Annotated in this window: 21 protein-coding genes; 9 read left to right on the top strand and 12 right to left on the bottom strand. The window is 70.2% G+C overall.

The window, feature by feature from the left end; all coding sequences use genetic code 11:
* Positions 1-65: 65 nt before the first annotated feature.
* The 3 genes from HUT18_RS09165 to HUT18_RS09175 form a co-directional block, all read right to left on the bottom strand.
* Positions 66-938, bottom strand: coding sequence for a D-hexose-6-phosphate mutarotase (locus HUT18_RS09165; RefSeq protein ID WP_176099436.1), 873 nt, complete (start codon positions 936-938; stop codon positions 66-68).
* A 66-nt stretch (positions 939-1004) separates the two neighbouring features.
* Positions 1005-1562 carry a GNAT family N-acetyltransferase gene (locus HUT18_RS09170; protein ID WP_368661512.1) on the bottom strand — a complete coding sequence of 186 codons (558 nt, stop codon included), beginning with the start codon at positions 1560-1562 and terminating at the stop codon, positions 1005-1007.
* Positions 1563-1633: 71 nt separating this feature from the next.
* On the bottom strand, positions 1634-2098 hold the full coding sequence (locus HUT18_RS09175; protein ID WP_254878493.1) for an ATP-binding protein: 465 nt from the start codon (positions 2096-2098) through the stop codon (positions 1634-1636).
* 196 nt (positions 2099-2294) lie between these two features.
* Here HUT18_RS09175 and HUT18_RS09180 point away from each other — a divergent pair, with 196 nt between their 5' ends.
* From HUT18_RS09180 to HUT18_RS09195, 4 genes are all read left to right on the top strand, one after another.
* Positions 2295-3089, top strand: coding sequence for a helix-turn-helix transcriptional regulator (locus HUT18_RS09180; RefSeq protein WP_176099438.1), 795 nt, complete (start codon positions 2295-2297; stop codon positions 3087-3089).
* Positions 3082-3303 carry a DUF397 domain-containing protein gene (locus HUT18_RS09185; protein ID WP_176099440.1) on the top strand — a complete coding sequence of 74 codons (222 nt, stop codon included), beginning with the start codon at positions 3082-3084 and terminating at the stop codon, positions 3301-3303. Before HUT18_RS09180 ends, HUT18_RS09185 begins: the two co-directional genes overlap by 8 nt.
* A 102-nt stretch (positions 3304-3405) precedes the next feature.
* Positions 3406-3912: a hypothetical protein gene (locus HUT18_RS09190; protein ID WP_176099442.1), complete on the top strand. Its 507-nt coding sequence runs from the start codon at positions 3406-3408 to the stop codon at positions 3910-3912.
* A gap of 85 nt (positions 3913-3997) precedes the next feature.
* Positions 3998-4489 carry a GNAT family N-acetyltransferase gene (locus HUT18_RS09195; RefSeq protein ID WP_176096573.1) on the top strand — a complete coding sequence of 164 codons (492 nt, stop codon included), beginning with the start codon at positions 3998-4000 and terminating at the stop codon, positions 4487-4489.
* A gap of 172 nt (positions 4490-4661) precedes the next feature.
* Here the strand turns inward: HUT18_RS09195 and HUT18_RS09200 are convergent, their stop codons facing one another.
* The 7 genes from HUT18_RS09200 to HUT18_RS09225 all read right to left on the bottom strand — a co-directional run bounded on the left by HUT18_RS09200 (position 4662) and on the right by HUT18_RS09225 (position 11178).
* A complete protein-coding gene (locus HUT18_RS09200; protein WP_176099444.1) occupies positions 4662-5321 on the bottom strand; it encodes a hypothetical protein in 660 nt (219 codons plus the stop codon).
* A 125-nt stretch (positions 5322-5446) separates the two neighbouring features.
* A complete protein-coding gene (locus tag HUT18_RS09205) occupies positions 5447-6748 on the bottom strand; it encodes a hypothetical protein (protein ID WP_176099446.1) in 1302 nt (433 codons plus the stop codon).
* On the bottom strand, positions 6748-7599 hold the full coding sequence (locus HUT18_RS09210) for an ATP-binding cassette domain-containing protein (protein ID WP_254878494.1): 852 nt from the start codon (positions 7597-7599) through the stop codon (positions 6748-6750). The genes HUT18_RS09205 and HUT18_RS09210 overlap by 1 nt, the downstream gene beginning before the upstream one ends.
* An 11-nt stretch (positions 7600-7610) precedes the next feature.
* A complete protein-coding gene (locus HUT18_RS34160; RefSeq protein WP_303246535.1) occupies positions 7611-7736 on the bottom strand; it encodes a hypothetical protein in 126 nt (41 codons plus the stop codon).
* Between the two features lie 252 nt (positions 7737-7988).
* Positions 7989-9575, bottom strand: a complete 1587-nt coding sequence (locus tag HUT18_RS09215; protein ID WP_176099447.1) for an alpha/beta hydrolase — start codon at positions 9573-9575, stop codon at positions 7989-7991.
* A 230-nt stretch (positions 9576-9805) separates the two neighbouring features.
* On the bottom strand, positions 9806-10474 hold the full coding sequence (locus tag HUT18_RS09220) for a response regulator transcription factor (RefSeq protein ID WP_176104387.1): 669 nt from the start codon (positions 10472-10474) through the stop codon (positions 9806-9808).
* A gap of 65 nt (positions 10475-10539) precedes the next feature.
* A complete protein-coding gene (locus tag HUT18_RS09225) occupies positions 10540-11178 on the bottom strand; it encodes a TetR/AcrR family transcriptional regulator (RefSeq protein WP_176099449.1) in 639 nt (212 codons plus the stop codon).
* A 171-nt stretch (positions 11179-11349) separates the two neighbouring features.
* Here HUT18_RS09225 and HUT18_RS09230 point away from each other — a divergent pair, with 171 nt between their 5' ends.
* The 4 genes from HUT18_RS09230 (at position 11350) to HUT18_RS09245 (ending at position 16259) form a co-directional block, all read left to right on the top strand.
* Complete coding sequence (locus tag HUT18_RS09230) at positions 11350-12240, top strand: metal-dependent hydrolase (protein WP_176099451.1); 891 nt, start codon at positions 11350-11352, stop codon at positions 12238-12240.
* A 37-nt stretch (positions 12241-12277) separates the two neighbouring features.
* On the top strand, positions 12278-13390 hold the full coding sequence (locus HUT18_RS09235; RefSeq protein WP_176099453.1) for a PDR/VanB family oxidoreductase: 1113 nt from the start codon (positions 12278-12280) through the stop codon (positions 13388-13390).
* A 79-nt stretch (positions 13391-13469) separates the two neighbouring features.
* Positions 13470-14339: a M24 family metallopeptidase gene (locus HUT18_RS09240; RefSeq protein ID WP_176099454.1), complete on the top strand. Its 870-nt coding sequence runs from the start codon at positions 13470-13472 to the stop codon at positions 14337-14339.
* Positions 14340-14501: 162 nt separating this feature from the next.
* On the top strand, positions 14502-16259 hold the full coding sequence (locus HUT18_RS09245) for an SDR family oxidoreductase (protein ID WP_254878956.1): 1758 nt from the start codon (positions 14502-14504) through the stop codon (positions 16257-16259).
* Between the two features lie 128 nt (positions 16260-16387).
* Here HUT18_RS09245 and HUT18_RS09250 read toward each other — a convergent pair whose 3' ends face one another.
* Positions 16388-17029, bottom strand: coding sequence for a histidine phosphatase family protein (locus tag HUT18_RS09250; RefSeq protein WP_176099456.1), 642 nt, complete (start codon positions 17027-17029; stop codon positions 16388-16390).
* A gap of 297 nt (positions 17030-17326) precedes the next feature.
* Here HUT18_RS09250 and HUT18_RS09255 point away from each other — a divergent pair, with 297 nt between their 5' ends.
* A complete protein-coding gene (locus HUT18_RS09255) occupies positions 17327-18409 on the top strand; it encodes an MBL fold metallo-hydrolase (RefSeq protein ID WP_176099458.1) in 1083 nt (360 codons plus the stop codon).
* A 164-nt stretch (positions 18410-18573) separates the two neighbouring features.
* Here HUT18_RS09255 and HUT18_RS09260 read toward each other — a convergent pair whose 3' ends face one another.
* Positions 18574-19143, bottom strand: coding sequence for an SMI1/KNR4 family protein (locus HUT18_RS09260; RefSeq protein ID WP_176099459.1), 570 nt, complete (start codon positions 19141-19143; stop codon positions 18574-18576).
* Positions 19144-19784: the final 641 nt, after the last annotated feature.

A 19784-nucleotide genomic window follows, 5' to 3' on the forward strand; every position in this document is an offset into this window, starting at 1 on the left:
GGGCCTCTCGTTCGGATCTTGCCGGGGGGCGGCTGGATCTTGTCGGTGGCCGGCGCCCGAGCGGATCAGGCGGGGAGCAGGCGCAGGGTGAGGCCCAGTCGGCCGGGGCGCTCCTCCGTACTCACCAGCGGGGCGTTGATCCGTCCGGTCTCCACGCACAGGAAGTGGCGGTGGTCCTCGTCGGTCAAGTCGCCCATGGAGGCGGCCAGTTCGGCGCCGGGGTTCCAGACCACGACATCGCTCGCCCCACGGTGCGCGAGCTCGACGACCCGGCCGAGGGCCTCGTCCCTGAGCAGGCTGACGTCCTCCGGCTCGGTGTAGACCCGCTCGATGTGGTCCGCGGGCACCACCGTGCCGTCGACGTCGGACACGTCCACCGCCAGCAGGTTGTCGCGGTAGCTCCCGCCGAGACCGGAGACCTCCGCCTTGCCCAGGGCGCCGACCGCCAGATAGGTGTGCAGCGCGCCCGTACTGCTGTGGTCGCCCTGCGCCTCCAGCTCGATGTCGCACGTCGCGCCGAGCACGATCCGGATGCTCAGGGTGAACTCGTGCGGCCAGACCTCACGCGTCTTCTCCGAGGCCTTCAACTCCAGGGCCAGCAGGACCCCGCCCTCCCTCTCCTCGTGCGCCACGAGGTCCCAGTCGAGGAGGCGGGCGAAGCCGTGCGAGGGCTTCGCGGCGGGACCGAACCACGGCCAGCACAGGGGCACCCCGCCCCGGACGGGCTTCCCGGCCTGCCAGGTGTTCCGCTCGCCCAGCCACAGGCCCGGCGCGGATCCGGCGGGTTGCCAGGCGAGCACCTGGCCGCCCTGGAGGCTGACCGCGCCCCGGACACGCGGGTGGTCGACGACCAGGACCGGGATCTCGCCGAGCAGGCGGCGGGTCACCGAAGGCGACAGTTCTTCGATGACGGGCAGGGCGGAGAGTGCGTCGTTCATACCGGCGACTCTTCAGAAGCGGCAGAGGAGAGTCAAGCCGGACCCAACCCCGCTTGGACAGGGCGATCAGACAGGCAGCTCGAAGACGATCTCGCGCCCGTCCCGCTCGTCCCACTGCTCGCCGACCTTCTCGAACCCGAAGCCCGAAATCGTCGCCAACGAGGCGGTGTTGTCGGGCCTGATGGTCACCCGCAGCTTTCTGACGAGGGGTTCGGCGGTGGCCCGGTCCAGGAACGCGGTCAGGATGGCCCGCGCATAGCCCTGCCGCCGGTGTTCAGGGACCACCGAGTACCCCAGTTCCACCATGCCCGCCCCGTCCGGCGGCCCATGGAACCCGGCGTACCCCACGACGTCGCCCCCCGGTTCGTCCACCACGATCTGCGTGATCCACCCCGCGCACGCCGGGTTCGCGGCCAGCTGATCGAGCCGGTACTGCCACACCCACCGCGCGTCCTCGGTGACGAAGAACTCGGTCAGAGCGACACCCGCTTCCCTACTGGCACCGGCCAGGTCGTGGTTCAGCAAGGCGGTCATGGTCTCCCGCGACAGCTCGACGAAGCCCACGGACTTCGGGCTCGTGGGGGCGGGAGTGGGGCGCGCGGCGGCGTTGTCTGTGTCTGTCACAGGGCGAATCGTCATGGCGAGCCCCGGACGTGTCCAACCGATTTCGCGCGGACCGGCCATTCCCGGTCGGCTCACGAGCGCGGGTCCCTGCCCTCCGGGCCCCGCACGGCTGCCTCCGTACGAAACCTCGCCCAGACCGTCTTGCCGATCGGCACCCGGGGATGGTGACCGAAGTCCTCGGCGAGCGCGGCGACCAGAGCGAGCCCACGTCCGCTCTCGTCGTCCTCGCCGGCGCACACGGGCCGCGGCACCCGCTCCGAGGCATCGGACACCTCAAGGAGCAGCCCGTCGAGCTCCTCGGTCAGCCGTACTTCGAAGAGCCGATCCCGAACTCGCCCGTGCCGTACGGCATTTGTGGCCAGCTCACTCACGGCGAGCACGATCCGGTCGGTGTCGCACTGTCCGTAACCCCAGGCGCGCAGGGTCTTTTCGGACTGATGCCGAGCGAGGGCCACGGCTTTCACGGAGGTGGTGAACTGCATGTACCACTGCCCGAAGTCCCCCTCCACCGGCACCGAATCCCCTGCTGACCGCACGTACGACTCCCTTGGCAACCACCTCAACTCCCCTTCCCCGCACACCGTTTCCGCCACGGGCAACCGCCCGCCGAGCATCGCCATCCAACCCACAACCTCTCTCTGTGTAGCAATTCGCTCACAGCTTGAAGTCACTCGGCGTAGTCTCGCCAGGGGGCGGGGAGTGACATCGGTTCCGTCGCGAGGGAGTTGGCACATGGGCAGCAAGTACGGCGACTGGCTCAAGGAACAGCGCGAGGCAGCGGGTCTGACGCAGCAGGAGCTCGCGGATCGCGCGATCATGACCCGTTCGCACATCTCGCACATCGAGGCGGGGCGCAGGGTTCCGTCGAAGGACGACGCGAAGCGGCTGGACAGGGCGTTGAACACGGGGAATGTGTTGCAGACGTTTCTACCGCGCACCGACGTCGTGATCGCCGACTACTTCGAGTCGGCGCTCGAACTCGAACAACAGGCAACGGTGATCCGGGAGTTCGCGCCGTCTCTGGTCCCGGGCATTCTTCAGACGGAGCCCTACATGCGAGGTGTCATCGGCGCCGTCTTCCCTCCATGGAGCGCTGAGGAGTGCGACAAGCTGGTGGTCACTCGACTCAACCGGGCGAAGATTCTTACCGACCCGACCACTCCCATGGTGTGGGCGCTTCTGGACGAAGCAGTGCTCCGCCGCCCGGTCGGTGGTCCGGAGGTCATGCTGGAGCAGATCCAGCACCTCATCGGTCTGGCCGAGTCAGGGCGAGTGCGGATTCACGTGCTTCCCCTCGGCCTTGGCGTTCACTCTCTGCTGCCAGGAATGCTGTCCCTGATGTCGTTCGAGGACCAGCCACCGGCCGCCTACACAGAGGGGCTCTACACAGGGACGCTGCACGATTCCCCGGCTATTGTCGAACAGTTGCAGGGGACCTACGACCTGGCCCTGGGCGACGCTCTGCCGATCAAGGAATCGCTTGCTCTCATGCGAGCAGCGGCGAAGGATTACGGACACCATGACTGAGCACACGCTTCCCCAAGCCTCCGCCCTCGGCGGCTGGCGCAAGTCGACCTACAGCGACGGAAACGGCGGCAGCTGCCTAGAGGTCGTCGACACCCACCCCACCGGCATCCCCGTACGCGACTCCAAGAACCCCAACGGCCCCGCACTCTGCTTCACCACCGGCACGTGGGGCACCTTCGTCTCCGCGGTGAAGGCCGACCGCCTCGCCCGCTGAGCGGCGTACCGCCCTTCCGCCGCCCCGCGTACGGCGCCGTCCGCCCTCCGACGAGGATGGGCACGGTCCGCCCGTCCGGGGCGGCGGCTTCAAGGAGCACCCGTGCGCCGCATCCGAGCAGTGACAGCCCTCGTCGTCGTCCCGCTGTCGGTTCCGGCCATGCAGGGCTGCAACCCGCACCAGTACGACTCCGTCCCCTCGGTCACGGATGTCCGCAGCTCCGAACTCACCGGAACCTGGCGGGGGTTGGACGGTACGCGGGTCGTACTGAAGGCCGACGGCACAGCGGAGGTGGCGCGCCTCGACGGCCAGGAGTTCGACTTCGACGAGGGCTGGCGCCTGTCCGGAACCGGGACGTGGCGGCTCACGGATAGGCCGTCGGGCTGGGGTGACGGGCAGCATGTCTCCCTGAAGGTCACGCGGCGGACCGCAGCGGAGACCCGGGAACCGGAGGACGGCGAGCCGCGCGCGAGCCAGGATGGCGAGCCCGCCCCGAAGGCGTACACGTGGACGCTGGAGATGGAACGCGGCGAAAAGGGCCTGCGCCTCTTCTTCCTGTTCGGGGATCCCGACTCGCGCAGCTACTACGTTCTGCAGAGGGCGGGCTGACGCGTTCGGCGAGAAGCACGGCTCGCGCGGTCGGGAAGACGCCGCCCATCGGCTCCTGTCGGTGGCTCCCCATATCCTCGGACGCGTGATCGAAACCGAGCGGCTCATTCTGCGACCTCTGGGGACCGCGGACGCCGACCTCTTCGTCGAGTTGCATGCCGACCCGAGAGTCAATCGCTTCGTCGGGGCCTACTCCCGTCAACAAGCCCTGGAACGACTCGCCTTGATCGAGCGGCAGTGGTCCGAGCGCGGGCACGGCCTGTGCGCGATCGAACTCAGGTCGACCGGGGAATTCGTGGGCCGCAGCGGCTTGCAGTACTGGGAGCAGTTCGACGAAGTCGAGCTGGGCTGGACCCTCCGTGCGGAGCACTGGGGGCACGGATACGCGACCGAAGCCGCACGAGCCTGTCTCGACTGGGGCTTCGCCACGCTCCAAGAGGACTACTTCACGGCTCTCATACGACCGGGCAACGAGCCGTCGGTGAAAGTGGCCGAGCGCCTTGGCTTCTCCCCACGGCGTCAGGACGAGGTCATGGGGAACGCCGTCACGGTGTACGCGTTGGATCGGCCCCGCTGACCGGTCCGTCGTCACGGCGAGGCGCGCCGCAGCCGACCGTTGGCCAGTCCGGCGCCCCGACGCCCGGAACTGGACGGGGCACCCGGCGGGACGCTTGCTTCGCAATTCGTCGGGGCACTTCGCGGTCCGGGGCGGCAGAGCCGGGCGACATCAGCCGTCCCTCTCGGGACGGCTACCGCCGCTCGGCCCGCTCCACCTGCCGCGGCCTCGCCGTCGCACCGACGCAGGCGCCGATGAACCAGAGCGCCGCCGCCACAGCACTGGCCGTCGCACTGTCCGAGGCATGCAGCGACCAGGCCCAGGGCTCCGGTGTGTTGTCGCTGTCCACTCCGAGGAGCAGCGTCGGGCCGAACATGCCGAACGGGAGCAGCCAGGCGAGGCCGCTGCCGAAGAGACGGGCGCTGATCAGGGCGAGGCCGAGGTAGCCGACGGCGTTGCGGGCCGCGGCGACCGCCACGTCTGCGCTCACTCCGCCTGCCAGTGGCAGCACGCTCAGGCCGACCGCCAGGGCCAGCAACAGCACCAGGTACACGCTCCGGTGGCGGTCCATCGGCTGGGCCGAGGTCTGCTCCAGATCGGCCATGGGCGAGAAGAGCGTCGCGGCCAGGAGCACGGCATGGGCGAGTGGGACGACTTCCGCCATCGGCACGCTGAAGTCCACCAGGTAGCGGAACTCGGGCACTGCCACGCGCTGCCCCGCGAAGGCGGTCGCCGCCAGCGCGATGACCAGTGCCGCCGCGGCTGCCCGGGGCAGGCCGCGGCAGCGTACGAAGGCGGAAGCGGCGGCCAAGTGCGGGCGGAGGCCGAGCACTTGGCGGGGGCGCTCCGTCACAGACTGAGGGCCGGGCATCCGACGGGGCGAGGGGTTCTCCGTCACGGGCTGAGGGCGGGACGTCCGGCCGGGCGAAGGGTTCTCCGTCGCGGGCTCCGCTCGTCGAGGTCGGTCCACAGGGTCGTTCACCTCGGCAACTCAGGGACGGGACGGCAGTCCCTGATCCGCTCGGCGGCCCGCTCGATCCAGGTGTCCTGCTCGGCGCGCGGGAGGCTGGTGATCCGGTCGAGGGCGCGGCCGAATCTGTCGCCGTAGTACTCGCCGGGGGCTCCGAGACGGGCGCGTACGGCGGCCTCGAAGAGGAAGGTGTCGGGGTAGCCGCCGGTCTCCTTGAGCACGTGGGGTGCGCAGTTGGGCGGTTCGGGTTCGGGAAGTGCCGCCGTGTACAGGGCGTCGGTCAGGCCTTCCTGGGTCTGTGCCGGTGTCATCAGGGGCAGTTCGGCGGTGTGGCCGCGCGGGCGGGTGAGGCCGCTGGCGTAGAACCGCCGGTTCAGGCCCTCCAGTGAGCCGAGTCCCGAGTCGAGGGTGTCGACCGCGGCACGGGCCGTCGGCAGCAGGTGGCGGTCCTCCGGCCACAGGCACACCTTGCTACGACCGCTCGCGGCGCAGAGCGGCTGGGCGGGCTGGGGCTTGCGCACCGCCCAGTACGAGTCGGGCGTCGGGGTCCGGAAGGCCACCAGCGTGCTGCCCGCGACCAGCGCGACCAGCGCGAGCGCTCCGGCGGCGAGGGGCCGTGGGGCCAGGGCGGCGCGGCGCCACAGTCCCGGCAGGGCGGTGAGCAGGAGGGCGAGTGCCAGGCACCAGACGACGGCGATCAGCATGCGGGACCGGTTCGGCTCGAACTCCGAGCTCCAGAACTCGTCTATCGCCGGGAACAGTTTGTCCAGAGCGGTGTTCGGGACGAACGCCACGCAGACGAAGAAGCCGTACCAGAGGATCCCCGCGAAGGGTGCGACCGCGCGTGAGGGGAACGCCGAGCCGATGGCGACCCCGAGGGCGATCTGCACGCCCATCATCGCGGCGCCGAGCAGCAGCGGTGTCCAGGACGGTTCGCTGACGTCACTGACCGAGGCGGTCCGCGAGAAGGCGAGGGCGATGAGCACGGCGTAGGCGATCAGTGCCCACAGCCAGACCGCGAACCACTGCAACAGCGCCTGCGCCCAAGCACTTTGGGCTGCGGTGTCGGCCCAGACCCGGGTGCGGTGGCGGAAGGCACGGCCCGCTCCCCAGGCCGCCGCCGCGCTCATCGTCGAGCCCATCACGATCACCGAGTAGAGCTGGACCTGGAGACTGGTCTGGGTCCACCAGCCGATCCAGTCGCTCTGCTCCGGGTCCTCGGCGGTGAAGTAGTAGATACCGATCGCGCACATCAGGGCGGCGGCCCATTTCGCCTCGCCGCGCCGCATCTCGGTGAGCAGCAGGCGCATCAGCGCACCGTCCCGGGTCCGGCGAGATGCAGGTATCCGGCTTCCACGGCGCCGCCGTCGACTTCCGTGACTGCCTCTTCTCCACCCGCCTCTTCTCCGCCCGCCCCTTCCGTACTCGCCTCGGCCTCGGCCTTGCTGCGGGGCAGGGCGCACAGTTCGGCGACCGTGCCCGTGAAGCGGACCGTCCCGTCGAGCAGTACGGCCACCCGGTCGCACACCCCCGCGACGTCCTCGGCCAGATGTGTGCTCATCACGACCGCACAGCGTTCGCTCAACTCCCGTATCAGGGACCGGAATCCGACCCGCTGGGCGGGATCCAGTCCTACCGTCGGTTCGTCGAGGAGCACCAGCGAGGGCTCGTTGACCATGGCCTGGGCGATACCGGCCCGGCGCAGCATGCCACCGGACAGGGCGCCCATCCGGCGGTCGGCGTACTTCTCCATCTCCACCAGGCGCAGTGCCGCCAGGGCACGTTCACGGCGCTTGGCGGCGGGCACCTTGCGCAGCCAGGCGGCGTACTCGGTGAACTCCAGGACGGTGAAACGGGGGTAGAAACCGAAGCTCTGCGGCAGCACCCCGATCCGCTGTCGCAGCCGCCGCACCCCCGCACGGCCCGAGGCCGCTTCGCCGAGCAGCGTGACCGCGCCCGACCTGGGTCTGGTCGCGGTACTCAACAGGGACAACAGGGTGCTTTTTCCGGCCCCGTTGGGCCCCAGCAGGCCGGTGACCCCGGCGGGGAAGTCGAGTGAGACGTCGTCGAGGGCGCGCGTGGACCCGTAGGTGACCGACACGCCCGCCACCGCCGCGACCGGCTGGTCGTCGGTCTCGGCAGCGCTGTGGGGGGAGGACACGTGATTCCCGATCAGCTCTGCGCGTCCGCGGCCGCGCCCTCATCCGCGCCCGCGTCCACGGCCGCCGACTTGGGCTTCCTTACCGAGATGTTGCCCATCAATCCCCCTGAAAGCAGGACTACTTGGTCGTTGATCAAGCTATCCGAGGGGGTGGGGATCCGCTGACGCAGGGGTCAGTTGTAGGCGTGGTCACTCGGAGGCGCGGGCGACTCCAACTCCCCATCCGTACAAGAGACATAGGGACACCGAGACACAGGGGAACAGGCCCCAGGGCCCCAGGGCCCCAGGAGCACCGGAAAACACCGAGACGCCCGGCGCAGGGGGCAGCCGGGCGTCTCGGTCGGGTTGTACGAGTCCCCACCCCCGCACAACCCGGTTCAGCGGATCCGTCAGCAGGTGGCGCCCGCGCGGATCTTCTTGCGGTGCAGGAAGTAGTCGTCGACGATCTTGCTCACGCAGGAGCCGCCGCGGCCGTAGGCCGTGTGGCCGAGGCCCTCGTAGGTCAGGAGCATGCCCTTGGGCAGCTGCTTCGCCAGGCTCCGGGCCTCGTGGTACGGGGTGGCCGGGTCGCCGGTGGTGCCGATGACCAGGGCCGGGGCCATGCCGGGGGTCTTGGCGCGGTGCGGCTTGGTGGTGCCCTTGGGCCAGTTGCGGCAGCTCATCTCGTCGACGATGGACTGGGTGCCGAAGACGCCGGCCTTGCGGTGGGCGCCGCCGAGCGCCTTCCAGTACGCCCCCGGGTCCTTCGGGTGCGGTATGTCCAGGCAGTTGATGGCGAGCAGGGCGTCGCCGCTGTTGTCCTCCGCCTTGGCAGCGGCCCGCGCCGCCGTCCGTTCCATCGTCCGTGCCGCCGTCCGTGCCGTCTCCGTCTCGGGTTCCTCACCGTCGGAGAGCTTCTGGAGCTTGGTGCCGTCGCCCTGGTCGTAGGCCTCCCACAGGGCGTCGGACAGGCCCTCCCACTGGTCCTCGGGCGAGTACATGGCGTCGGTGATCACACCGTGCAGGGTCTGGATGTCGACGGTGGTCTCGGAGCCCTGGACCGGCAGCGGCTCGGCCTCGACGTCGCGGTAGAGGGTGTCGACGACGTCGCGTATCTCCTCCGGCGTGGTGCCGGGGCAGCGGTCGCCCGCGAGGTCGGGGCAGAACTGTGCGTAGTCGTCGATGGACTTGGCGAAGGCGGTGCCCTGACTCAGCGCGCGCTGCTGCCAGTTGAGGCTCGGGTCGACGGCGCCGTCCAGGACCATGGTGCGCACCCGGTGCGGGAACAGTTCGCCGTAGGTGGTGCCGAGGCTCGTACCGTAGGACCAGCCGAGGAAGTTGATCTTCTTGTCGCCGAGTACGGAGCGCAGGACGTCGACGTCGCGCGCGGCGTCCGGGGTGCCGACGTGGCGCAGTACCTCGCCGGTGCCCTTGCGGCAGTTCTTCGCCTCCGCGTCGGCGCCCGCGAGCGCGGTCCGCCGCTCCTGCGCGTCGTCCGGGTAGAGGGTGGGGGCACTCGCCTCGCCGCCGCCCGAACCCCCTTCCTTCCAGGGGCACTTGATGGCGGGCTTGCTGCCGCCGACGCCGCGCGGGTCGAAGGAGACCACATCGAAGCGGGCACGCACCTTCTTGCCGAAGGTGGTGATGGTGCCGCCCTTGAGGTCCTCGACTCCGGAGGCGCCGGGGCCGCCGGGGTTGTAGACGATGGCGCCGATGCGCTTCTTCCTGTTCTCGGCCGGGTGCTTCACCAGCGGCAGCGTGAAGGTCCTGCCCTTGGGCTTCTTGTAGTCCATGGGGACCTTCAGCGAGGCGCACTGCAAGCCGTCGCCGCAGTTCTTCCAGCGCGGCTTCTGGTTGTAGAACTTCTGCAGCTTCGCGGAATGCGCGGGGTCGTTGTCGGCCCCGGCCGAGGCGACCTGGCAGGCGGTGAGCAGCAACGAGCCGGAGGCGGCGAGGGCCACGAGCGTGGCGGTACGCCGTCGAACGCCGAAGATCATGTGAGGGACTCCGTCGAAGGTGTGAGGGATGCCCACACCCTGGCGGGAGGAACCTGAGGAAATGCTGAGTGGCCGGGGGCCGCCGCGGACGGCCTGCGGCCGGATGTCCGGGTTTTGGACCTATGGGCCGGTCCGGGTGCGACATGAATCACAGGGCGGCGGGAGCGGGGGAATCATCCCGTCCGCGCTCGCGGTCGCGAAGGAGCACGGCCCGCCGTCGCTTCCGTCGCTCACTCGGAGCCCTGTGCCGCCTCCAAGCGGTAACCGACCCCGCGTACCGTCCGGATCACCGGCGGATCGCCCAGTTTCCGGCGCAGCTGGGACATCAGCACTTCCAGGACGTTGGACTGCGGCTCGGCCATCTCGTCCCAGCAGCCCTCGATCAGTTCGGCGCGGGTGACGGCCTGGTCGGCGCGGGCGGCCAGCATTTCGAGGACCGCGAACTCCTTGCTGGTGAGCATGAGCAGCACCCCGGCCCGGCGTACCTGCCGCCGCGCGGTGTCGATCTCCAGGTCGCCGCAGCGGTACACCGGCGGCCGCACCGCCCCCGAGCGGCGGCACAGGCTGTGCACGCGGGCGATCAGCTCCGGTACGGCGAAGGGCTTGACCAGGTAGTCGTCCCCGCCCGCGGCGAAGCCCTCGACCCGGTCGGCCACGGTGTCCCGCGCGGTGAGGAAGAGCACCGGCACCGCGCCGCCCTCCAGACGCCAGCGCCGTACGTGCTCGGCCGCGTCCCCCGACGGCAGGTTGCGGTCAAAGACGACACAGTCGTACGCGGTGATGAACAGGGCCTCGTCGGCCTGCGGCAGGTCCGCCGCCTCGTCCACCGCGAGGCCCGAGCCGCGCAGCGCGGCCGTCAGGGCGAACCGCAGATTCTCGTCGTCCTCGACCACCAGCACACGCACGGTGACCAGCCTAGACCGGCCGAGGGCAGCCCCGGACACCACGGGCGTACGGGACCCCCTCAGGGCCGTACGACCATGAGCTCCCGGATCCGCGCCCAGCGCTCCTCATCGCCGATCGCGCCGCCCGCCAGGTCGTAGAAGCTGCGCTCGCACATGTCGGTCAGCTCCTCCTTGGTGCACAGGGGGTTCGCTATCCAGCCGAGGACGACCTCCTCCATGTACGCGAGCCAGCCCGCCACGGTGAGCCGCAGCGGGCCGGTGACCTCCACACCCACCTGCTCGATGCCGTCGAGGATCCAGTCGGCGATGGTGCCGCGCACCGAGGAGTGCAGGGTCTTCACGTCCGAACCGCGGCCGAGGCTGACCACGGCCCGGTAGATCGTCGGGAAGCGGGTGACGTAGTCGATGAAGGTCACCACACCGGCGTTGAGCTGCTCGGCGAGGCTGAGGGCGGGGTCGGGGCGGACGTGGCTGAGCAGTTCCTCGGCGGCCATGGTGAGGACCGCGTGCCGGAACTTTCGCTGCGATCCGAAGTAGTGGAAGAGCAGTCCTGGGGAGACTCCCGCCTCGGCGGCGACCGCGTCGACGGAGACCTCGTCGATGGGTTTGTGCTCCAGGATGCGCCTGGCCGCGGCCAGGATCTGGGCCTGGCGGTCGGTCGGCAGCATGCGCGAGCGGGAAGCGGAAGTTCTGGGCATGGCTCCCAGTGTATTGACAGCGACTCAATAACTCCTACTGTTGAGTAAACATCAATAAGCCTGAGCCGCCTCACCCCGGATGGCTCCCCGGCCGAGGCCCGCCCCCCAGCCTTCGTGCCCGCCTCGCCTCCCCCCAAGCCTTCGCCTCAGTCTTCGCCCGAAGGAGCCGCCATGAGCAAGACCGTTGCCACCGATGAGCACGAGGATCTGGTCCTCACCCCGCGTGACGTGCGCTTCGACTGGAGCAGTGTCCCCGTGCACTGGATCCCGAACGAGCCCACGGCCACCCATGTGATCAATGTGCTGCACATGCTGCTGCCGGAGGGCGAGCGCTGGTTCGTGCGCGTCTTCCAGCAGGCCGTGCCGCTGATCACCGACGACGAGCTGCGCGAGCGGGTGCTCGGCTTCACCGGCCAGGAGGCCATGCACGCCAGCGCCCACCAGGAGGTGCTCGACGACCTGTTCACGGCCAAGGGCGTGGACATCGGCCCGTACCTCACGCAGATCGAGTACCTCTTCAACCACCTGCTCGGCGACCGGCCGGGGCTGAGCCCGACCCGCGAGCGCGAGTTCCTCATCGAGCGGGTCGCGATCATCGCGGGCATCGAGCACTTCACCGCCTTCCTCGGCGACTGGATCCTCAACGCCAAGGCCCTCGACCGGCGCGGCGCCGACGCGATGATGCTGGACCTGCTGCGCTGGCACGGCGCCGAGGAGGTCGAGCACCGCAGCGTCGCCTACGACCTGCTCAGGCACCTCGACCCGGGCTACGTCCGGCGCGCCCGCACCATGATCATCTCCATCACCGCGCTGCTCCAGCTCTGGGTGCGCGGCACCCGCCACCTGCTCGCCGTCGACCCCGAGCTCGGGGGTTCGGTGGAGCCCTCGGTCAAGCTCGCCCTGTCGGCCGCCCGGCGCGGTCTGCTGCCCAACCCGGTCAAGCTCGGCATCTCGGCGCTGCGCTACTTCAGCCGCGGCTACCACCCGAGCCAGGAGGGCTCGACCCGGCAGGCCATCGCCTACCTGGGTGCTTCCCCCGCGGCCCGCGCCGCCGCACACTGACGCCCGCCGAGCCGCGAACCCGAGGAAGAGCAGCGCCATGAGCCGCCAGCACGAAAGCATCGCCCCGCTGGACAGACTGACTCCACCACCGGACCTGTACGGCCGCCCCCGTCCGGACCGCTACCTCGCGGGCCTGGACTGGATCGCGTCCAAGTACGTGCCGCTGGTCACCAGGAAGGACCGGTACGGCTCGCGGCCCCTCGAGCCCGGCAATCCGCAGGAACTCGTCGTCGCCACACGGGAGTTCGTCGCCGACGACGTGGTCTCGCTGCGGCTGACGGCGCCGGGCGGCGGGCTGCTGCCGCGCTGGCAGCCCGGTGCGCACCTGGACCTGCACCTGGCCTCGGGACTCAAGCGCCAGTACTCGCTGTGCGGTGACCCGGCCGACCGGTACGCGTACCGGATCGCGGTACGGCTCCTCGCGAACGGCGGGGGCGGCTCGGCGGAGGTGCACAAGGAGCTGACCGTGGGCGCCCGGGTGGAGATCCGCGGGCCGCGCAACGCCTTCCCGTTCGCGGCCGACAAGAAGGTCCTGCTGATCGCGGGCGGCATCGGGCTCACCCCGATCCTGCCGATGGCGCGGGAGGCGGCCTGGCGGGGCATCGACTGGCAGCTGATCCACACCGGCCGTACCCGGGACTCGCTGCCCTTCGCCGAGGAAGTGGCCCGGCTCGGGCGGCGTCACCCCGGCAAGGTGACCGTACTCACCGACGACGAGCACGGCATGCCCAGCGCCGCCGAACTGCTCGCCCGCGCGCCCGAGGGCGCGGCCGTGTACTGCTGCGGCCCCACCCCGATGCTCGACGCGCTCCAGGCCGCCTTCCCGGCGAGCGGCGGCAAGGCGCTGCACTTCGAGCGCTTCAGCGCCGCGCCGATCGTCGACGGCAAGCCCTTCACACTGAAGCTGCGCAGCGGACGCGAACTGCCGGTGCCCGCCGACAAGAGCGCCCTCGAAGTGCTGCGCGACGACAACCCCGGCACCCCCTACTCCTGCCAGCAGGGCTTCTGCGGCGTGTGCAAGCTGCGGGTGCTCTCCGGCACCGTGGACCACCGCGACCGCAAACTCACCGATCGAGAGCGCGCGAACGGTGAGATGCTCGTCTGCGTCTCCCGCGCCGACGAGGGCGAATGCCTCGAACTGGACGTCTGAGCCCAGCCGTCACCCCTCCCAGCCGTTACCGCCCCCGGCACCGCCGAGGCGACGTACGACGAAGGCGAGATACCAGACCATGAGCACCGCAACCCCCGTGAAGCCGACCGCCCCGCTGCCCGCGTTTCCCTTCGACGAGGCCGACCTGGACCGCTTCCGCGAGCTCCAGCAGCTCTCCTACCGCTGCGCCGAGAAGGTCGCGGCCTGGCTGGAGCCGGGCGTCACCGAGCGCCAGGCCGCGGCCCGGCTGCGCAAGGAACTCGTCGCCGAGGGCGTCCAGGACTTCTTCCACGTCCCCTTCGCCTGGTTCGGCGACCGCACCGCCTTCCGCCACTTCCGCACCCCGCTCCAGTTCTTCGCCACCGGGCGGCGCCTTGAAGAGGGCATGTCCTACGTGCTCGACTGCGCGCCCGTCGTCGACGGCTACACCGCCGACATCGGCTACGCGGGCGTGATCGGCGAGAACCCGCTGTGGGAGCGCATCGCCCAGGACCTGCTGGTCTACCGCGAGCTGATCGTGGAGCTGGTACGCCAGCGCAAGACCCTCGACGAGGTCTACGCCGCCGTCGACGCGCAGATCGCCAAGCACGGCTACGACAACCGGCACAAGGTCTACCCGGGCCGGGTCATCGGCCACCAGGTGACCCGGATGCAGAACGTCCGCGGCCGCGAGGGCCTGACCCTGTTCGGCTTCGGCGTACGCACCCTGCAGACCCTCGGCCGCGAGCTGATCAGCGAGCGCGTCCAGGGCCGTTCCCCGCTGTGGGCCGACGGCCGCGCCTCCCGGCACGCGCCGACCCCCGGCCTGTGGGCGGTCGAGCCGCACGTCGGATTCCGCGACGTGGGCCTGAAGTTCGAGGAACTGCTCGTGGTCACCGAGGACGATGCGTACTGGCTCGACGACGACCTGCCGCACGTGCACCGGGGCCGCGCCCTGGCCGCCAAGTAGGGCCGCGCGAACCGCCGTACACGTGCCGATCACCACCCCGCCCGAGGGACCGAGGACGACGAGGACTCCGTGACATCCGACGACAACACCGAGAAGAAGTCCCTTCTGCGCAAGGGGCGTTCAGGCCGCGGCAAGAAGGCGCCCGAGGCGAGCGGCCCCGAGGTGGTGCGCTCCTCCCGCGTACAGTCCGGCGCGCTGTCGCTGGCCGTGTACGAGCAGGGCGACCCCGAGCGACCCACCGTGCTCCTGGTGCACGGCTACCCGGACACCCACCGCGTATGGGACGACGTCGCCGCCGAACTCGCCGTGGACCACCACGTGGTCCGCTACGACGTGCGCGGCGCCGGCGACTCCGACAAGCCCAGGCACAAGAGCGACTACCGTCTCGAACTCCTCGCCCAGGACCTGTTCGCGGTGGCCGACGCCACCAGCCCGAACCGTCCGGTGCACGTCGTCGCGCACGACTGGGGCTCCATCCAGTCCTGGGAGGCGGTGACCGAGCCGGAGGCGGCGGTACGGATCGCCTCGTACACCACGATGTCGGGGCCGAGCCTGGACCACATGGGCCACTGGCTGCGCCGCCGGATGCGCAAGCCCAGCCCGCGCAACCTGGGCCAGCTCCTCAACCAGAGCCTGCACTCCTGGTACATCTACCTGTTCCACCTGCCGGTCCTCGCCCCCGCCGCCTGGCGTCTGGGCCTGGCCCGCAACTGGGGCACCGTGCTGCGCACCCTGGAGGACGTCACCCCGCGCGAGGGCCACCCGCACGACACCCTCGCCGGGGACGCCGCCCGGGGCGTCATGCTCTACCGCGCCAACATGCTGCCCCGGCTGCTCAATCCGGGCGAGCGTCCGACCTCGGTGCCGGTGCAGATCATCACGCTCACCGAGGACAACTACGTCAGCCCGACGCTGTCCGAGGGGCTCGAGGAGTGGGCACCGCACCTGTGGCGCCGCGAACTCAAGGCAACCCACTGGTCGGCGCTGCTGGAGAAGGGACCCACCGTGGCCCGCATGATCCGTGAGTTCACCGAGCACCTGGAGGGCGCACCGGCGGCCCGGGCGCTCGCCGCCGCCCAGCAGGGCCGCGAGGGCGCCCGCGAGGGCGACTTCGCGGGCAAGCTCGTCGTGGTCACCGGCGCGGGCAGCGGCATCGGCCGCGCCACCGCCCTGGCCTTCGCCGAGCGGGGCGCCGAACTCGCCCTGTGCGACCTGGACATGGACGGCCTGGAGCGCACCGCCGAACTCGCCGGGTACCTCGGCGCCACGTCCACGCTGCACCGCGTCGACGTCTCCGACGGCCCCACCGTGGATGCCTTCGCCGCCACCGTCGCCGAGCAGCAGGGCGTCCCCGACATCGTGGTGAACAACGCGGGCATCGGCCACTCCGGCACCTTCCTCGACACCACCGAGAAGGAGTGGGAGCGCATCCTGGACGTCAACCTGTGGGGCGTCATCCACGGCTGCCGCGCCTTCGGCACCCTGATGAAGGAGCGCGGCGAGGGCGGCCACATCGTCAACGTCTCCTCGGCGGCGGCGTACACCCCCTCGAAGGTCCTCGCGGCCTACGCCACCAGCAAGGCGGCGGTGTACATGCTCTCCGACTGCCTGCGCGCCGAACTCGCCAAGGACCGGATCGGCGTCAGCACGATCTGCCCCGGCATCATCAACACCAACATCACCCGCACCACCACCTTCTCCGGCATCGACGACGCCGAACAGGCCAAGAAGCGGGCCAAGTTCAGCGGCATGTACGCCCGTCGCAACTTCCCCCCGGAGAAGGTCGCCAACGAAATCGTCGAGGCGGTGCGCACCAACCGCGCCATCGTCCCGGTGACCGTCGAGTCCAAGGCGTCACGGCTGCTGAGCCGGGTGGCGCCGGGGGCGATGCGGCTGGCGGCGCGGCTCGGGGTGGGCTGAGGCCGGACGGCGTTCGGGACGTACTACCGCTGACGGAAACGCTGACTGAACGCTGAAAGCCTCGTGCCGGGGCGGTGGTTGGGACCACTGCCCCGGCACGAGGCAGGTCCCAGCCGGTCAGGTTGAGGTCAGCCGTCTCGGGCGGAGTCGAGATGAAGGGTGCAACCGAGGCCGACGACTTGACGGTTGTGGAAGAAGTCGTCCTCGCGGAGCGTGGTGATGCTGCCGGAGGGGGCCCGAAAACTGGCGTAGCCGGCCGACTCGATCGGCATCTTGATCCAGGACGCCACGACGAACGTCAGGGAGCCGCCGTGCGTCACGACGATCTGGTGTTCGCAGGTGCTCCGCAGAATCTCGTCCATGGCCGCGTAGACGCGCCGCGCCCACGCGGCCTTGGTCTCGGAACCCGCCACGCCCTCGTCGTGGTCCATTCGCTCCCCGACAGCCGGCGGTGGGACGAAGCGCCGGTCCAGCCACTCCTGCGGCTTCCCCCCGGCCTCACCGTAGGACTTCTCCCGCAGCCTGCGATCCAGGACCGGCTTCACGCCGAACAGTTCGGCCACCTCGTCGGCCGTCCGCAGGGTGCGCCGCAGATCCGAGGAGAACAGCTCCACCTCGGCGCCGTCCGGGATCTGGGCCCGCAGCGCCCGGGCGAGGGAGACCGCGGCACGGACTCCGGCGGGCGTCAGCTGCGAGTCGTGCCATCCGCCGACGACTCCCTCGACGTGGTGCGTCGCCTCGGGATGGGTGACGACGTAAAGAGTCCGCATGCGTGCGTGCCCTCCTGTAGGTGGCGTCCTGCCTGGCGATGGTCTGGTTCAGCCACTTCTCGTCGGCGGCCTCGACGCCGCTGCTCGTAATTCTGGCCACGTGCCGGTTCGGCCACATACCGGCACGGCCATACACCGGTACGGCCGCCTGCCCGTACGGCTGCCTGCCGACCCGGACTTCGACGACCGTTTGTGAGCATCCGGTGGCGACGTTATGCCCCGCCTTGCGGGGTCACCTATCGTGACCACAATCCGTTCACGTGCGAAAACGGTCAGCAGTCAGCAGGGAGGATCACCATGACGTCCGCGCCGCACCGCCACGACTTAACCGGCCGGCTCTCCAGGAGGCGCCTCGCCCGCCTCGCCGTCCTCGGACTCGCCGCCGGCACGGGCTCACTCGGCCTCGCCTCGTCGGCCACCGCCACCGGGCGGCATGGACTGGACTCCGGGGGCGGGAAGCGCCCCGGGGAGGGGCAGGTCCACTACGACCGCGCCCGCGCGCTGGCGGGCGACGACCCGGTCCTGAGCACACTCGCGGCGTCACTGATGCCCGACTTCGAGTTCCCCCGCCCGCCCGCACCCGAGCCGCTGAAGCTCTTCGACAACCTCGCCTTCCTGAGCACGGGTTGGGTCTCCGCCATGGCGGTCCTGACCGACGACGGCATCATCCTGATCGACGCGCTCACCTCCGCCGCCGAGGCCGAGACCGTCCTCGTTCCCGGGCTGCGCGCACTGGGGGCCGACCCGCAGGCCATCAAGTACGTCGTCGCGACGCACGGCCACCACGACCACTTCGGCGGCGCGAAGTACCTGAGCGACCACTTCGGCACCCGCGTACTGATGACCCCGACCGACTGGGACCTCGTCGAGCGAACCGGTCCGGCGGACTCCCCCTCCCGGGACCTGGAGATCGCGGACGGGCAACGGCTCACGCTCGGCGGCACCACGATTCGGCTGCACCGCACCCCGGGCCACACCTCGGGCACCGTGTCACCGATCATCCCGGTCAGGGCGAACGGCGCATGCCACACCGCCATGCTGTGGGGCGGCACGAACCCCCCGGAGACGCTGCCCGAACTGCACACCTACCGCCGCTCCGTACGCTCCTTCCGCGCCCGGATGCGACAGGCCGACGTGGACGTGGAACTGTCCAACCACCCCAACGACTACGGCCTCCAGCGCGTCGAGCAGCTTCGAGAACGGCCCGAAGGACCCAACCCCTTCGTACTCGGCCGGGCGCGGACCCAGCGCTACATGCAGGTCCTGGACCTCATGCTGCAAGGGAGGATCGCCGACGCCGAAGCGGCCGGGGCCCGTGGTGCCTCAAGTACGCGCGGGTCGGCGGCCTCGCGCGGCGCGGCAGTGCACGGATGTTGCTGACTCCCACGAAAGCTCAGCGCACACGAGCACGCGGCCCCGGGGCAATCAGCGGTCGGCGGTCGGCCGGTGCCGGCACGCTGCGGCAGTGCGCCCAGGCCGGCCCGCGCCGCTCCCAGTAGTCCGCCACCGCCGTCCGACCTGCTGATGACGTTCCCAGCCGCAGTTCAGCAGGGCGTCACCTCGGGGTCGAAAATGCGCAGGCCCCAGGGTTCCAGTGTGCTGTCGCAGAGTTCGGCCAGGAATTGCACCGCCCCGCCCTCGTAGTGCCACCAGGCTCCGCCGCGGCCCGCCACGGTAACGAACCACTCCTGGGGGGTCTCTCCGGCAGTGCTCCACATGAACTTGTCGCTCTCGTCCGACTCCGACCACGGCAGAAGGCCACCCGGTGCGGGATAGGCCAGCAGGCCGAGATCGGGTTCCAGCGAGGCATCGACGAGTACCTCCAGCGCGCTCTGAAAGCCACGGTGCGCGAGGGGCTCTTCGCCTGGTTCGGGCAGGCTCACGAGAATGTAGTCGCCGATGGCGAACGTGGGGTACCACTCGGCGAGGTGCTTGTAGTCGGAGGGCAGTGCGGTGCCCAAGCTCTCCTCGACCAAGGCCCAGTCGAGCACAGCCGGCGCTGATCGGCGATGGTCGGCCAAGCCTGGGACAGCGCGCTCAAGCGCTGCAAGCGCCTCTGCCGGATCCGTGATGCGGCGCTTCGGTGTCTGTGTCTCGATGGGGTCATCCGCCATGGGCAGCAGCCTGCCAGACCCGTGTGACACCCCCTTGAGCGGAACCGACCGCAGCACCTCCGTCGCCGACCCGGCAAGGGACGTTCAGCCAGGCAAGTAATGCTGAGGACAACGGATCGAAGCCATGAGAAAGTACGCGGACGCCGGAACCCGCGCACGCCACCGAGAACGACGAAAGCGGCCTGGGACTCGCCCTGTTCGCCGCGCCGGCGGACGGGTTCGGGCACCGGCCGCGCAAGCATCTCGGCAAGACGGTGCGGAACGGTTCCACCCCGGACCCGTACGTCGTCGAGCCGCCGAACCGGGCAACCTGCCCGCTGAGTTGAGGAGGGGACGAAGCCGGACATGAAACCGCAAACGAACCGGAGCAAGTCGGACCCCAGGTACCGCTTGTGAGTATCCCGTGGCGACTTGGCCAGTGTCGCGCGGCCGTACGTATCGTGGCACCGCCCGCGCACGCGTGAGGAACGGTCGGCAAGGAGGATCACCATGACGTCTTCGGCCCATCAGGACAGGGTGGCCGACCACCTCTCCAGGAGGTGCTTCGCGGCGCGACGCCGCCCTCGGACCGGCCCCCGGTACGGGCCCGTTCGGAGTGGCGCATGGAAGGATCGCTGACGCCGAAATGCCCACCGAACGGC

This window comes from Streptomyces sp. NA04227, assembly GCF_013364195.1.
Taxonomy (GTDB): domain Bacteria; phylum Actinomycetota; class Actinomycetes; order Streptomycetales; family Streptomycetaceae; genus Streptomyces.